We start from the raw sequence: 14,715 nt of genomic DNA on the forward strand, positions 1-14,715 counted from the left end.
AATGGCGCAGCGACGCGCGATCGGCGTCAGGTTTCGGACGCGGCTCCCGGGTGTCCCGACAGTTGTAGCAGTGCGGGCCGATAGGGGGCTTGCGGATCGTCGTCCTCGTTTGCGGGGATCGCGCAGGAGCCGAATTCCTGCCTGATCCGCTCCATCTCGGCGATGCGCTCGTGCAGTCGCTGCAGATGCTCCGGCGAAGTCGCCCGCCAGAACCGGAACGTGTCGGCCGTGAGCGGCACGAAGGCCGTGCCGAACAGCGTCGGCTCGGGAACGACGGTGCGTCCGAGCAGCAGGAAGCGGTCAGGGCCGGAGACGACGAGGGTGGCATAGCCGCGGTTGCCGATCCGCCTGATGCCATTCAGTGACCATTCGGCGAGCTTGCTGAAATAGGGCTCCTCGCGCCAGCGATCGGGGCAGTGGTCGTCGACCGTCACGTTCACCGCATCTTGGCTGAAATGCACGATGATGCCCGATTTCGCCGGGAACCAGTCGTCGTCCAGATGCCCCTGCAGCCAGGCGCAGACGAAGGAACGACACATCTGCGGGCGGCGGTCGTAGATCGTGCACCCCGTGCCGGTCTGCCAGTGCTTGCAGAGTTGGTTCACCGGCTTGTCGACGGCGGCCACTTCGAGAATGTCGCAGCAGGCGTTGCAGGATCCGCATTGCCGGGCCAGCGGCGCTGCTTTCGGCACGTTGGTCGCTCGAAAGCCCTGGCCATCGCGGACCAGCAGCTTCTGCTTCTCCAGCGTATTCAAGGCGCGCTCGACCTTGAGACGGGACAATCCGGTCGCGTCGATGACGCCTTTCATGGTTGTCGCGCCGGCCTCCACCGCGCGCACGACCTGCAACGTCAACTGATCCATCTTCGGTGACTTGTTCTTTCGCCCATCGTCCGGCTGCCGCGGGCAGGCCTGGAACCTGCTGCCGGGAACCGGGATCTGGAGTATCTGCCCCTGGCAATTCGGCAGCTTCCGCTACGTAAGGCCAGACCTCGCATGGATGCAAATTTTTCGCAAATCTGCCACTCCGCGACGGCCGGGGGGCTGGCCAGATGCATCGATTCCAGGCGTCAAACGCCGGATTTAATGACGAAAATCAAATCAAGCCGGCCGGGAGCCTGCTAGCTCAATCAGATGAGCTTCCTGACCTTCTTTACGGCCACCTATTTCCTGCTGGCAGTGCCCGGGCCCACCAACACCTTGCTCGCGACCTCGGGCGCGGGGATCGGCGTTGCGCGATCGCTTCCTCTGCTCGTTGCGGAGCTCGCCGGCTATCTGCTGGCCATTGCGCTGCTGCGGCTGGCGCTCGGCCCGCTCGTCAGCGATATCCCGGTTGCGGCGCTCGTGCTTCGCGTCGCTGTCACCGTCTACATCCTGTGCCTTGCCTTCATGCTCTGGCGGGTCAACGCGCGCGAGCTGCGCGATGGCGTCCCGGTGACGTTCCGGCAGGTGCTGTTCGCCACGTTGCTGAACCCGAAAGCGCTCGTCTTCGCCTTCCTGCTGCTGCCGCTCGATGCGGGGCCACTGGAGCTGCTGCCCTGGTTCGGCGTGATCGCGCTGCAGATCCTCACGGCGGGCGCCGCGTGGATCATTCTGGGCGCAACGCTCGGCCGCGGCGCCCGTCGCCTCGGCCATCCCAACCTGGTCACACGCGCCGGCGCGGTCACCCTGGTTGCCGTGACCGGCCTGATCTGGCTGCAATCCTTCCTGACGGCCTGAGGCGCCACGCCTCGCCGGAAGCGGCGCGCTTACTGCGCGCCGGATCCGCCTTGCACGATCTTCTCGTTCAGCTTCTGGTCGACGGTCTCCACCGTGCGGTCGATCTCGGCGTTGGGCACGCCGAGCTGATGCGAGATCAGCTTCACCAGGAGGTCGACACGCTCGATGAAGGGCGCGCCGCCCGCGACCGCGCGTGCGGCCGATGACGGCTTGAGCAGGCTTTCGGCGGCCTTGGCGTATTTGGCGAACGGCACCTGGTCCTGCGGATCGGCGCCGAGGCGGCGCGCGATCGTGTCGACATGATCGTAGATCGTCTGCGAGCGCTTCAGGTCGCCATGCACGGCGTCGCGGATCGACTGCGGCTCGTTCGGCGTGATGCAGCGGTAGTTGCCGGTCAGCAGCATCGACCATTTGGCCAGCGGCACGAACAGCGAGTCGAACACTTTCAGCTTCACCGGCACGTCGTGGCCGTCGAGCGTCACCGCGTCGATGTCGGCCTCGAGCTCGCGCAGCACCTTGTTGTGCTTCTCGTCGGCGAACACCGACGCCTTGAAGTTGGTGGGCAGGCCGACATGCAGCACGTTGGCGGCTTCTTCCGGCGGGCGGAATGCCTGCGGGTCGGGCGAGCACAGCGTCACGAGGCCGGGCTCGAAACGCTCCCACACCTGGGCATTGGTGTAGGCCTCTTCCAGATCCATGTCGGCGAGCGCAGGGATGCGCTTGAGATAAGGCAGCGGCGGCATGTTCATGATCGACAGGCACGGCAGCTTTGCCGCGGCGATCTTGACCATGAGCATGCGGACGGTGTGGTTGGTATATTGCGGCTCCTGCATCGCAAGGCCGACCAGGTCGTAGCGCGAGAGATCGACATTCTGCGGCGTCACGGCGTCGAGCTTGCCGGGCAGGTCGCGTGAGAAGATCGCCCGGTGCACAGCCTCGTCGCGCAGCTTGATGCGCACCTCTGTACCTTCGCGGTTGATCAGCTCGGCGGTCTTGGCGCGGCAGACCAGGGTCACGTTGTGCCCGGCCATCAGCAGCTTCGTGCCGAGCAGCGAGCCGTAAGAAGCCCCGAGAATCAATATGTTGCGCGCCATGCTCCGTCCCTTTGACAAGATGTGTGATTTTTGAGCCCCGGCCGTCATCCGCGGGCGAGTTGCCGGCATGTAAAGCGAAGTGAGCGGGGATGGCAACTGGGATAATGCATACAAGGCTGACCCGGGCGGCCCCCAAACGGTCGGTCCGGACGGCAGCGCCCAAGAACATTTCGGCGAGCATTTCGATTTCCAGAATTGGATTCCGGGGGCCTTCTGCTCATCACCGCTTGTCGTGAGAACGTCACATGAGCCGTCACAAGTCAGCGGGATGGTCGGCGTGCGGCGCCGGTTACCTCCACTGCCGCCTTGTCAGCTGCGGTCAGGCGGCAATCCGCCGCATCTCACCATATCGTGCGTTCACAATAGCGGTTTACGCGGTCATGTCTGTTCTATCGACCGGTGAAGTATTTTCGACGCCGGTCGCAACAAGAGACGACTGAGCCGCATCACTGGCGTGCGCGGCAAACAACTATGGATCAGCGGCGGAGCTGGGACGTGACGATCGAGTTGAGCGGGCCTGGACTTCGCATCGTGGCCGACTCGTTGGGAATCAGAACGGTTTGTGAAGACCCGGGCGCACATCGGGGTGCGCGCTGATGGCGTCGTCCGGGGGCTGACATGGAAGGTGATCATTGGCCGCACGGCTCGTGCGATGGCGCCGGCCGAAGCCTGGCGCAGTTGCGCCATCGCGCGTCCGGATTCTTCGAGAGCCTGTCGGTCGCAGAACTCGTGCGCGAGACGCACAGGCATTTGTGGGTTTCAGACTGGCTGCAGGTTGCCGACGACTATCGGACCTTCGCCAGGTCCGCGCGCGAGAGCGGCTCCATCCAGACCGCGCGGGAAGCGTGGTTGTGCTCGCTGACCGCCCTGGAAGTCATCAAGAGCGTGTCTTGCCCGGGCGATGTCGAGGCCGCCGATCTCGCGGACGAGATCGCGATCAGCATGAAGGGCTTTGCGGACGATGCAGGTCGCGCGATCGAGCGCGTGACGATCGACGGGTTTGACGAGGGGGCGTTGACCGGCTTCTTTGTGCCGGCACTCTGCCGCACCCCTTCTGCGCCTGCTGTCATCTGCCTCGGTGACGAGGACGTCACGCTCGGCTCGATGATGATCAGGCTGTTGCCGGCCTCGCTCCGTCGCAACATGTCGCTCCTGCTCGTTGACGCCGGCCGTTCATCTGCTCGTCGCTCCTTCAAGCCGGAGCACATGCTCCATTGCTGGTTGGACTATCTTCAGGTGCGCTCCGATGTCGATCCGAAGCGGATCGCAATCTATGGCGAAGGGGCGGGCGCCTGTGCTGCATCCGGTCTTGCCGGCTCGGATCGCCGGATCGCTGCCGCCGTATGCGATGGCGGCGTGCTGGCGCCGGTCATGCGGGGCGCGTCGCTTCGCTGGATGACCGGCTCCGAGCCGGCGGATCTGGACGGGACCTTGCCGGTGTCCGCGGCGCTGCCGCGTCGACTACCGTGTTCGCTTCTGATGGTCGTCGGAAGCCGCTCGATGATGTGGGAGCAGGATGCCCTCGAACTGCAATCCGCCTATCGGCAGGCTGGAGCCGATTGCTCCGTCGTCGTTCCCTACCGCATCCCGCATCCTCTCGGCGAGGTCGAGAATTTCGTCGCAGTCGACGATTTCATTTTCGAATGGCTCGACAGCAAGCTCGGAGCTGCGCCTCGGCTCGATGCCGTGACCTATCTCTAGCCGGCTGGGCTGTCCTGTCGCCGATCACGAGGCGTCGATGGCCAGCAATCGCGCCGCCAGCCGGGCGTTCCTGGCGATCGTTGCGAGCGCGGCATTCAGTTCGGTCAGCGTCTTCTCGTCGACCTCGTTGAACATGGTCGAGTTCAAGGCGAGCTTCCGCTTGGACAGTTTCTCGATGTCCGACGTCGCCTTCTCGGTCAGCGACATCATGATGAAGCGGGCATCGTCCGCGGCCGGCCGGCGGGAGAGAAAGCCGCCCTTCTCCAGGATCTTGGTCTGGTTGGTCACGAAGGCCGGGTGGACCCGCAACTTGTTCGCGATGTCGATGCCGGCGACGCCGCGCCCTTCGTCCAGTTCGGTGATGGCCATCAAGATCAGCCATTGCGGCTGGGTGATGCCCAGCAGTCCGCCCCAGCTGGTGTGGATGTCGTCCAGCTGCGCGTGGATTTCGACGACATTCCAGATGAAGTCCCTGATCGCCCTGTCGAGCTTCTTATCGATCACGGCCCGTTGCCCCCCGTATTGGCGTTGATCCTTTTTTTATTGTTCTTGGATCAGTGTTGTACCGGGATATCGCGCTGGCGTCTCCTCTGTCGCGCCCGCGCGAAGGCGGCCGGCACGACATTTTGGAAACGGCCTCAACATTTGATACTTGCAGAATTCAATTAATTGAATTACGTCTCGCTACACTCAATCTTTGCTGCTCTTGACCGTGTCGACGGACAGCGATGTGAGACCTCCAAGAAAGCCCTCGGGATGCCCCCTGAGGGCTTTTTACTTTTTATTCAGCACGTTAGGTGCCTTCGAGGTCATCTCTGTTGCGCGCGGGCAACATCTCCCGGCGAACTTACAATTCATTAAATCAATGAATTGAGGCGGTTGTTTCTATAAACTATACGTGAGGCACGACGGAGGGGGGGCACCTCGCTGTCGTTTCAGTCCGGACCTTCAGTGCGGATCTGAATTGAACGGAAATTATGAGGGTGAAGCGGTGTCCGCCGAGGAAGCCGAGCCCCCTGAACCGACCTGGAGGTTTACCTAATGAAGTTGACGAAGACGCTTTTGCTCGGCTCGGCTGCCGGCCTGATGGCCGCCTCCGGGGCGTTCGCAGCCGATCTCCCCGTGAAGGCCAAGGCCGTTGAATACGTGAAGGTCTGCTCGCTGTACGGCGCCGGTTTCTACTACATCCCGGGCACCGACACCTGCATCAAGCTCGGTGGCTATCTGCGCGCTGAAGTCGCGCTGGGCACCAACAGCTCCTACGGCGCTGCCAACGGCTCCCCGGCCGGTGCGCACAACCGCCTGAGCAACTACTACACCATGCGCGCTCGTGAAGATCTCAACATCGACACGCGCACCGCGACCGAGTACGGCGTCGTCCGTACCTTCTTCGACGGCGTGTTCTCCTGGACCACCGGCGGCTATCAGGGCTCCGGCTCTGCGACCGGCGGCACCGTCTACACCGGCAACCTCGGCCTCAACACCTCCGGCACCCCGGCTCTGGTTGGTTCGTCGATCAACGGCACCGACGGCGCGACCTCGGGCGGTTCGCTCGGCGTGTACTACGCCTTCATCCAGTTCGCTGGCTTCACCATGGGTAAGGCCGTGTCGCAGTTCGACGCGCCCTGGACCAACTATCCCGGCAACAACTTCGACGGTCTCGTCGGTGGTTCGGGCACGGTCACTGGTGTCAACCAGTTCACCTACACCGCTGACTTCGGTCAGGGCGTGACGGCGTCGTTCTCGGCTGAAGATGCGACCAACTACTACCAGGCCGGCAACATGAACCTGTCCGGCGCGACTGCCGGCGGCATGATCGGCGGTACCTACGGCTCCAACGCCATCGGCGGCTCGCGTTCGCCGAACCTCGTCGGCCAGGTCCGCGTCGACCAGGCTTGGGGCATGTTCCAGGCGTCGGTTGCTGCGCATGACAACCACGTCGCCTACTACGGCGCCACCGAGACCACCGGCCACCCCGACGACAAGTGGGGTTGGGCTGTGCAGCTCGCTCTGTCGATCAAGAACATCCCGACCGGCGCGGGTGACGTGATCAACATTTCGGGCGTCTACACCGACGGTGCGACCCGCTACAACTTCCAGAACCTCGCGGGCAGCTCGTACTCGATGTTCGGCAACTCGGGCGTTGCCTACCAGAGCGTCGGCTTCGCCTTCGCTCCGGACACCGTGTTCACCACGGGCAACCAGCAGGAGACGGTCAAGACCTGGGGCTTCCGCGGTGCTTACACTCATAACTGGGATCCCTACTGGAACACCGCGCTGTACGGTGCTTACGCGCAGGCTCAGTATGGCTCGCAGGCCAAGAATGCGCTCTGCGGCGTTGGTGGTACGTTCGCGATCGCTGGCGTGACCTCGTGCAACCCCGACTTTGCCATCGGCCAGATCGGCCTCATCACCCGCTGGACCCCGGTCAAGAACCTGACCTTCTCGGGCGACCTCAACTGGACCCACCTGGACCAGAAGTACGCTGGCACGGTTGCTTACGCTGGTGCCGGCACGACGGCCAAGCCGGCCGCTCTGTACCAGCTGAAGGACCAGGACAGCATCACCCTGCTGCTCCGCGCCCAGCGCAACTGGTAAGATCAGTCGAAGCACTTCGACGAGCACCCGGCGGGAAACCGCCGGGTGTTTTTTTATGCGCGCACTCCATGTCGGGCGCGCTGTGGCCGGGGTGAGCGCGGCGATACCCGGGATGTGAGCTGCAGGGATTCGGACGCTGCGAGGCTTGTCACCCGGTGCCGCCTCTTGCCGACCCGTCGGCTGACCGAATGACGGGGCCCCGTCGCCGTCGCCGTCACCGCCGCGCAGCCGCAGGCCCGTCGTCGCTGGAGGTGCTCGCCTCTTCGGCGAGTGTTGCAGGGCGACAGCCGAGGCCTTCGAGGCTCCCCATACGGCCCGTCGCGCCCCATGGCTCGCGCCTCAGAACGACGGGACGGAGGTCGCGCTGTCGTCCGCGGGTCGATCCAGCAGCTCGGAACTGTTCCGCTTTGCCGAAATTCGGATTTGTTGCGATTGAGCGGATGAGCCGCGGCGTACGGGAGTTCCCGCCTCGCGGGGATCGACAGCGTCGCCTGGAGAATCAGGCTGTCCATCTCGCACGCCGTCGTTGCGAGAAGCCCTTGGGACGAGGCAATCCGGAATCGTTTACCGGAACGATTCCGGATTGCTCGCTACGCCCGCAATGACGCGGAGGAGAGTGCGCGGGCCTCAGCCCTGGCTCGCCATCCGTGCGCGATCGAGATGCTCCTCGATCTTCGGGCGGTCGCGGGTGCGCTCGAAGCTGGTGCACAGCAGCTCGGTCTCCTCGAGCGAGATCGGAGCGCGATACAACCGGCACATGAACTCGGCGCTTGCACGTCCCTTGCCTGTGCCCGGGCCGCGTTCGGCGAGAAACATGCAGTCGCGGCAGACGCTGGCGTCGAGCCGCTGATGGGCCGCGTCGAGATGATTGAGGACGTCGCGAAGCGAGTCGCGCAGCCTGACGCATTCGTCGTTGCCGAGCGCCGCGACCGCGTTGACCACGTGATTGATCGGGTCGTGCTGGCTCAGGCACTTCTCGCCCTGGGCGGTGACGTGCAGGACGACGGAACGCTTGTCCTCCTGCGACGGCTTGCGGACCAGAAAGGACTTGCTCTCCAGCGTCTTCACGATCTGCGATGCAGTCGCTCTGGTGGCGCCGATGAAGCCCGCGAGCGCGGAGGGCGTGCGCGAAAACCTGTTGGCGCGGCCGAGAAAGCGCAGCGCCATCCATTCCCGATCGCGCAATCCATGCTGGTTGCCTTCGAAATACCAAGCCCGCGCCGCCTGAACCAGCAGCTCGACGGCTTCTCGTGCCAATGGCATGAACCTACCTCGTCCCCGGAACTTCGTCGGCGGCGTCCCGAAGCCGCTTTGCGTTGTGGCCCGCGAATCCTCCGAAAGACGTCGAACGGTTGCAGCCGTTCGGCGCGCGAATCGTGTCGAGCTCTCCTTCGAAGGAACGAATTGCGGCGCGCCCGATCGAAAGCGATGGGGCTCGCGTGCTGCGGAGTGAGACACCGCGGCGTAGGCATGCCAACGGCGTCGTCACACGGGAGCCCGGTTCGCCGTCGCCTGCAGACGATGGATCGGAATAGTTCAACCGAAGCCCCTGAGTTCAAGTCACACGCAGACGTTTCTTATATTCCGCCGAAACGATGAATGAGCTTCTCAACAAAATCAAGTAGAGACCCTCGTGAGCCCCAGATGTCGTTGCATGCGAATGTAACGTTCAAGACAATCTTGCTCGTCAGGACACATGATAGTGAATGCAATACGTTGTGCGGCAAACGACATGCACTCGGCCCTGCGGCACTTTGATTGCACCTCATCTTGCTGTCTGTGTTCCGACGCAAATTGATCGAAGCTTGTGCAGACCGACGATGTGGATCGCCACGTCATCCACAACTTGTGCGGGGTGCCGGAGAATCGCGGAGGGAACTCGCAGGAATTGCACGCGCCGGTTGTCGGTCGCCACGCCTCCGCAATCGCCGATTCCGTCACTTCGGATACGGCCACGTGCTTCCGGCCCGGCGACCTGCTAGTCGCCCCGGAGCATGTCCCGGAGCTCGCGAAACGGATCGGCGCTCGGCGGAGCCGAAGCGTCCTGCCGCATCGCGCCGTAGATTCTCGGGACCATGTCGACCGCCTGATCGAGCCCCGAATCACGTCCCGGCTGATAGCCGCCCATCAGGCGAAGATCGCGGGTGTCCTCGTATTTGGCGATCATTGAGCGCAGCTTGCTCACCAATTCGCGCTCCTCGGGATCCCAGACGTTGTGGGCGAGACGGGAGACCGAGGCCAGAACGTCGACGGCCGGATAGCGCGCCTGGTCGGCGATGTGCCTCGAGAGCACGATGTGTCCATCAAGCGTGCTGCGGATGGTGTCGGCAATCGGCTCGTTGTGATCGTCGCCATCGACCAGCACGGAGAAGATCCCGGTGATCGTGCCGGCGCCTTCCTCACCGGGGCCGGCGCGCTCCAGAAGCCGCGGCAGATCGGTGAAGACCGTTGGTGCATAGCCGCGCGCGACCGCCGGCTCGCCGGCGGCGAGCGCGACCTCGCGGGCGGCGTGGGCGAAACGGGTGATCGAATCGACCATAAGCAGGACCGATTCGCCGCGGTCGCGGAAATATTCGGCGACCGCCATGGCCGTCTTCGGCGCCAGCCGCCGCATCATCGGGCTCTCGTCTCCCGTCGACACGATGGTGACGGCGCGCTGACGATCGTTGCCGAGCACGTCCTCGATGAACTCGCGCACCTCGCGGCCGCGCTCGCCGACCAGGGCCAGCACCACGGTGTCGAAACCCTGGCTGCGGGCGAGCATCGCCAGCAACGTCGATTTGCCGACGCCGGAACCGGCAAAGATGCCGACGCGCTGGCCGGCGCAGATCGGTGCGAACAGGTCGATGACGCGCACGCCGGTGCGCAGCGGCTTGTGCACGCGGGCGCGCTTCATGGCCGACGGCGCCTCAGCCTCCGCGGAAACCGCCTGGGATCCCGGGGTAAGGGGGCCGAGGCCGTCGAGCGGCGCACCGAGGGCGTTGATGACGCGGCCCTTCCAGCTCGGATCGGGCGCAAAGGACAGAGGCGGCATCCGGTAGGCGGCCGAGCCGAGGCCGCCGGCGAATTGCCGGTCGAACGGCTTGGCAACGATGCCCTCGCTGTCGATCCGCACCACTTCGCCGATCTGGGCCTTGCCGCCCGAATTGACGCCGATGAGCTCGCCGAGCCGGACGAAGCGCGACAGGCCGGAGACGCGGAAATGCGTCGGCGCGATCTCGGAGATCGCGCCGCTGACGCTTGCCAGGGGAGTGTTCTGCTGAAGCTCCAGCAGCGCCCACTCGAGTTGCCGAAGAGCGTTCAAGGTATCAGTCCAACCTCAATTTCGATGCGCGCGAGGCGCCTCACTTGCCGGGTTCGCCCAGCGTCCGAATGGCGTTCTGCAGCGAGCCCTCGGTACCCTCGATCATCGAATTGGTGCCGTCGAAGGCGCGCGAGGCGGCGATCAGCTTGGTCAATTCCATCATCGGATTGGCCCCGGAGCCCTCGACATAGCCCTGCTTGAAGCCGTCGCGGGAGAAATCGGCGATGGCGGTGGCGGGCCGGTCCGGCGTGACGCCGGAATTGCCGTAGCGCTCGAGATTGGCATCGGCGGGGATGTTGAACAGGCCGATGGTGCCGATCTCGTTGTTGTCCTGGGTGATCGCGCCGTTGCGCGCGATCGAGATCGGTCCGCCGTTGGGATCGAGCGTGATCTGCGCGCCGCCGGAATCGACGACGGGAAAGCCGCTCACGGTCTGAAGATCGCCGTTGGGGGCGATCTGGAGGCGGCCGTCGCGGGTATAGACCGTGCCGTTCGGCCCGGCGAAGGCGATCCAGCCCTGGCCGACCACGGCGACGTCGAGCGGGTTGCCGCTCTCGGTGATGTTGCCCTGCTCGCGCGAGATGATGTTGTCGCCGGGCGAGGAGAAGGCAACCGGGTTCGGGCCGGCCTTGGACAGCACGGTCTCGAATTTCACCACGTCGGTGCGGAACGCCGCCGTGTTGACGTTGGCGACGTTGTTGGCGATCGTCTGGAGGCGCTTGTCGAGCGCGACCTGGGCCGACAAACCCACATAGAGGGCCGATTGCATGAGCTACTTTCCGAGCCGGATGGACTGAAGTTTCGAGAGCATGTCGGTATCCATGCTGGCCGATGACGCGCCGCCGATCAGGACCAGCGCGGAATTGGTCGAGCTGTCGCTCTGGGCCTGGGTCGCGTCCCACATCGCCGCAAAGCGCTGCACGAATTTGGTGACCTTGGCCGGGTCCTGGAAATCGGTGAGCTTGACCTTGTTCGTGATCAGCTTGGCCTGGGCGTCGATGTCGGCCGAGCTGATGGTCGAGGGCAGACCCAGCGCGGTCTGAACCACCTGCGTCAGCGCCTTGTCCGCAAGGACCTGGTAGGCGGTCGTGATCGTGGACGCCTTGCGGGTGAAATAGAGCGCCAGCCGCAGACCCTCGTTCTGGTCGCCGGCCTTCTGCTCCATCGTCTGCGTGACATAATGGGTCGCCGTTCCAGTCGTCGCCTGGGTGGTCTGCGTCGCATTGCTGCCGAGGGCGGCGAAATTGAAGGCGGTGGCGAATTCCCGGTAGCGGGTGTCGGTCAGCTTGTTGGCGAAGGCGTCCTTGTTCGCGACGCCCTCGGTCAGCACCTTGCGCATGAACGCCTTGGCGTAGGTCATGTCGCTGAGGCCGTAGGCCTTCATCGCGTAGGAGTAGAGGCGATAGTCCTTCAGGAAGTCGTCGATCGTCTTCACGTTGCCGATATGGCTCAGGAAGTAATCGGTCTCGCGGCTGACGTCCGGCTCCGTTGCGACCTGGGTCAGCGACTTGCCCATGTCCTGGGTCAGTCTGGTGTAGTCCGCGATGGTGGATAGCATGACACGCGCCCCTCTGGCCGCTGTTGCGACGCCGCCACAAGCTGCCGCCGATTGCTTGCGCGAGGCTGGCGACGCAGGAAGCCAGCTTCGCGCAAGGCTCGCCGACTAGATATTCCCGATGGGATCGGCGATGGAGCGGCGCGTTGGGCAGTTTCGTGGGGGTTTTCATCACGGTAGCGGCGCTGCTCGGTGGATTTGCCGCCATGGGCGGGCACCTGGGCGTGCTGATGCAGCCGTGGGAATTCGTGATCATCATGGGAACCGCGGTCGGCACCTTCATCGTGGCCAATCCGTGGAAGACGGTCGTGGACACCGGCGTCGCCTGCATGCAGGCCATCACCGGCGCGGTGCCGGGCCAGCGCTACTACCTTGATCTGCTCGGGGCACTCCACGCCTTGATGCGCGAGCTGCGCGGCAAGGGCCGCAACGAGGTCGAGGCGCATATCGACGATCCCGCCTCTTCCGAGATCTTCAAGGCGTTTCCGAGCGTGCTCGGAGATCCCTCGCTGCTCCAGTTCATCTGCGACTATGTCCGCCTCATCATCATGGGCAATGCGCGCACCCACGAGATCGAAGCGCTGATGGACGAGGAGATCCACACCATCGTGAAGGGCAAGCTGGCGCCCTATCATGCGCTGGTGACGGTCTCCGAGGCGCTTCCGGCGCTCGGCATCGTCGCCGCCGTGCTCGGCGTCATCAAGGCGATGGGCGCGCTCGACCAGTCCCCGAAGCTGCTGGGCGGCTTCATCGGCGCGGCCCTGGTCGGCACCTTCGCCGGCATCTTCCTGTCCTATGGCGTCCTCTCGCCCTTCGCGATCAAGATCAAGATGACGCGCGAGAAGAAGTGCCGCCCCTACATCATCGTCAAGCAGACGCTGCTGGCCTTCATGAACGGCGCCATGCCGCAGATCGCCGTCGAGCACGGCCGCAAGATGATCGCGAGCAGCGAGCGGCCCTCGATCGACGTCGTCGAGAACGAGACGATCGCAGGTCCCAAGGCCGTCGTGTCCGATGCTGAACCGAAGGCGGCCCGCGCATGATGATGGAAGACGACGTCGGCGTCGATCAGAAGAAGCAGCTCCCCAACTATCTGCTGGACGCTGCCGGCATCTCGATCGAACGCATGCCGATGCTCAATGTGATCTTCGATCGCATGGCGGCATCGTGCACCGACAGCCTGCAGCCGATGGCCGGAACGCCGTGCTATTTCTCCGTCAACGGCATCACCAACGATCCTCTCGGCGACATCATCAAGGACTACGAGGGTAACGCGGTCGCCGCGGTGCTCTATGCCGAGCAGTGGGATTCGCGCGTCATCATCATGCTGGACCGCGACTTCGTGTTCACGATGGTCGAGGCGATGTTCGGATCCGACGGCGCGGAACCGCCGCTCGATGTCGAACGCACCTTCTCGAACATCGAGATCCGGCTGGTCCAGGCGCTGTTCGACCGATTCGCCAAGGCGCTGCAATCTGCGTTTGCGGGCACCTCCAACGTCACCTTCCGCGTGGAGCGGGTCGAGACGGCGATGGCGTCGCTGGCGATCGGACGCGCCAGCAACATGTCGATCTGCGCGAACATGATGGTGCAGGCGCTCTACCGCGGCGGCCAGATGTTCCTGATCATTCCGCACTCCGCGCTCAACCCGCTCAGGCAGAAGCTTGCAACCGTGACCGCCAGCGACGGCCGCGCGACCGATCCGCGTTGGCGCGAGCAGATGGAGAGCGAGGTCAACCGTACCGAGGTGACGCTGAGTGCCGTGCTGGACGAGAAGATGATCTCGCTCGAGGACGTCGTGAAATTCAAGGTGGGGCAGGTGCTGGAGCTGGAGGCCACGCCGCGCACGCTGGCCCGCCTCGAGAGCAACAATCAGGTGCTGTTCTGGTGCCAGATCGGCCAGCTTGATGGCTATTACGCCATGCAGGTGGCCGATCCCGTCGACCAGAAACGGGAGTTCGTCGATGATATCCTATCTCGTTGATGCCGTGCTGCTGATCGCGCTCGCCTTCACCAGCATGCGGGTGACCAAGATGCACCGCGAGCTGGCGCGTCTGCGCAGCTACCAGGGCGAATTCTCCACCATTGTCCACGAGACGGCGGGTGCCTTCGACACGGTCATCACCGCGGCGCATGATTCCACCGCCAATCTCGGGCGGCTCGCCAACGTGCTGAGCACCAAGATCGACCAGGCCCACGAGGCGATCGCGGCGCTCGATGCCCGTAGCGGGCTCGCGCCGGCCGCGACCGCCGGCGGCGCCGAGGTGAACAAGCACTGAAGCCGAAGCCGGCAGAACCAATGCGAGCGGAACGCCAGGGCGCTCCGGGAGCGGACATACCAAGAGGCGATACCAGATGGCGCAATCCTTCGACTATGACTCTGCCACGCGAGCAACTGCCGCCGACGAGGGGCATACCGACACGACCCCGCTGGAGCGGCTCGCGGAAATCGCCGCGCGCACGGCTGAGGAGAGCGGGAAGTTCGCCAACGTCGATGCCATCCTGCGCATTCCCGTCACCATGCAGGTGGTGCTGGGATCGGCGACCATCCCGGTCGCGAACCTGATGAAGCTCGGCCGCGGCGCCGTGGTTCCGCTCGACCACCGGGTCGGCGAGCCCGTCGACGTCGTCGTCAACGGCCGCATCGTCGCCCGCGGCGAGGTGGTCGTCGTCGAAGAGGACAATTCCCGCTTCGGCGTCTCGCTCACGGAGATTGTCGGGCCGCTGGGGCAGGGCGATAGCTGA

The 14,715-nt window shown here is 64.3% G+C and carries 14 protein-coding genes; 7 read left to right on the forward strand and 7 right to left on the reverse strand.

The window, feature by feature from the left end; all coding sequences use genetic code 11:
- Window positions 1-26: 26 nt before the first annotated feature.
- Window positions 27-863: a YkgJ family cysteine cluster protein gene (locus tag CO669_RS13005; protein WP_097660200.1), complete on the reverse strand. Its 837-nt coding sequence runs from the start codon at window positions 861-863 to the stop codon at window positions 27-29.
- A gap of 270 nt (window positions 864-1,133) precedes the next feature.
- Between CO669_RS13005 and CO669_RS13010 the strand changes: the two genes are divergently transcribed.
- On the forward strand, window positions 1,134-1,718 hold the full coding sequence (locus CO669_RS13010) for a LysE family translocator (protein ID WP_097660201.1): 585 nt from the start codon (window positions 1,134-1,136) through the stop codon (window positions 1,716-1,718).
- A gap of 29 nt (window positions 1,719-1,747) precedes the next feature.
- On the opposite strand, the gene CO669_RS13015 is transcribed toward CO669_RS13010, so the two are convergent.
- Window positions 1,748-2,812 carry a ketopantoate reductase family protein gene (locus CO669_RS13015; RefSeq protein WP_097660202.1) on the reverse strand — a complete coding sequence of 355 codons (1,065 nt, stop codon included), beginning with the start codon at window positions 2,810-2,812 and terminating at the stop codon, window positions 1,748-1,750.
- 618 nt (window positions 2,813-3,430) lie between these two features.
- Between CO669_RS13015 and CO669_RS13020 the strand changes: the two genes are divergently transcribed.
- Window positions 3,431-4,513, forward strand: a complete 1,083-nt coding sequence (locus CO669_RS13020; RefSeq protein WP_097660203.1) for an alpha/beta hydrolase family protein — start codon at window positions 3,431-3,433, stop codon at window positions 4,511-4,513.
- A gap of 24 nt (window positions 4,514-4,537) precedes the next feature.
- Here the strand turns inward: CO669_RS13020 and CO669_RS13025 are convergent, their stop codons facing one another.
- Window positions 4,538-5,017 (reverse strand): MarR family winged helix-turn-helix transcriptional regulator, encoded by a 480-nt coding sequence (locus tag CO669_RS13025; protein ID WP_097660204.1) that lies wholly within the window; start codon window positions 5,015-5,017, stop codon window positions 4,538-4,540.
- Between the two features lie 537 nt (window positions 5,018-5,554).
- Between CO669_RS13025 and CO669_RS13030 the strand changes: the two genes are divergently transcribed.
- A complete protein-coding gene (locus CO669_RS13030) occupies window positions 5,555-7,111 on the forward strand; it encodes a porin (protein ID WP_097660205.1) in 1,557 nt (518 codons plus the stop codon).
- A gap of 627 nt (window positions 7,112-7,738) precedes the next feature.
- Here the strand turns inward: CO669_RS13030 and CO669_RS13035 are convergent.
- The 4 genes from CO669_RS13035 to CO669_RS13050 form a co-directional block, all read right to left on the reverse strand.
- Window positions 7,739-8,374, reverse strand: coding sequence for a MarR family winged helix-turn-helix transcriptional regulator (locus CO669_RS13035; RefSeq protein ID WP_097660206.1), 636 nt, complete (start codon window positions 8,372-8,374; stop codon window positions 7,739-7,741).
- Window positions 8,375-9,089: 715 nt separating this feature from the next.
- The gene (fliI, locus tag CO669_RS13040) at window positions 9,090-10,415 is read right to left on the reverse strand and encodes a flagellar protein export ATPase FliI (protein WP_097660207.1); all 1,326 of its coding nucleotides are present in this window, start codon (window positions 10,413-10,415) and stop codon (window positions 9,090-9,092) included.
- A gap of 40 nt (window positions 10,416-10,455) precedes the next feature.
- Window positions 10,456-11,184 carry a flagellar basal-body rod protein FlgF gene (gene flgF / locus CO669_RS13045; protein WP_097660208.1) on the reverse strand — a complete coding sequence of 243 codons (729 nt, stop codon included), beginning with the start codon at window positions 11,182-11,184 and terminating at the stop codon, window positions 10,456-10,458.
- Window positions 11,185-11,187: 3 nt separating this feature from the next.
- Window positions 11,188-11,973 (reverse strand): DUF1217 domain-containing protein, encoded by a 786-nt coding sequence (locus CO669_RS13050; RefSeq protein ID WP_097660209.1) that lies wholly within the window; start codon window positions 11,971-11,973, stop codon window positions 11,188-11,190.
- 143 nt (window positions 11,974-12,116) lie between these two features.
- On the opposite strand from CO669_RS13050, the gene motA reads away from it, so the two are divergent.
- From motA to fliN, 4 genes are all read left to right on the forward strand, one after another.
- Window positions 12,117-13,013, forward strand: coding sequence for a flagellar motor stator protein MotA (motA, locus tag CO669_RS13055; RefSeq protein WP_097660210.1), 897 nt, complete (start codon window positions 12,117-12,119; stop codon window positions 13,011-13,013).
- On the forward strand, window positions 13,013-13,954 hold the full coding sequence (locus CO669_RS13060) for a flagellar motor switch protein FliM (protein ID WP_097660422.1): 942 nt from the start codon (window positions 13,013-13,015) through the stop codon (window positions 13,952-13,954). Before motA ends, CO669_RS13060 begins: the two co-directional genes overlap by 1 nt.
- Window positions 13,935-14,249 (forward strand): hypothetical protein, encoded by a 315-nt coding sequence (locus CO669_RS13065; RefSeq protein WP_097660211.1) that lies wholly within the window; start codon window positions 13,935-13,937, stop codon window positions 14,247-14,249. Before CO669_RS13060 ends, CO669_RS13065 begins: the two co-directional genes overlap by 20 nt.
- Window positions 14,250-14,325: 76 nt before the next feature.
- On the forward strand, window positions 14,326-14,715 hold the full coding sequence (gene fliN / locus CO669_RS13070) for a flagellar motor switch protein FliN (protein ID WP_097660212.1): 390 nt from the start codon (window positions 14,326-14,328) through the stop codon (window positions 14,713-14,715).

Origin of the sequence: Bradyrhizobium sp. Y36 (assembly GCF_002531575.1) — a bacterium.
Classification (GTDB): Bacteria; Pseudomonadota; Alphaproteobacteria; order Rhizobiales; family Xanthobacteraceae; genus Bradyrhizobium.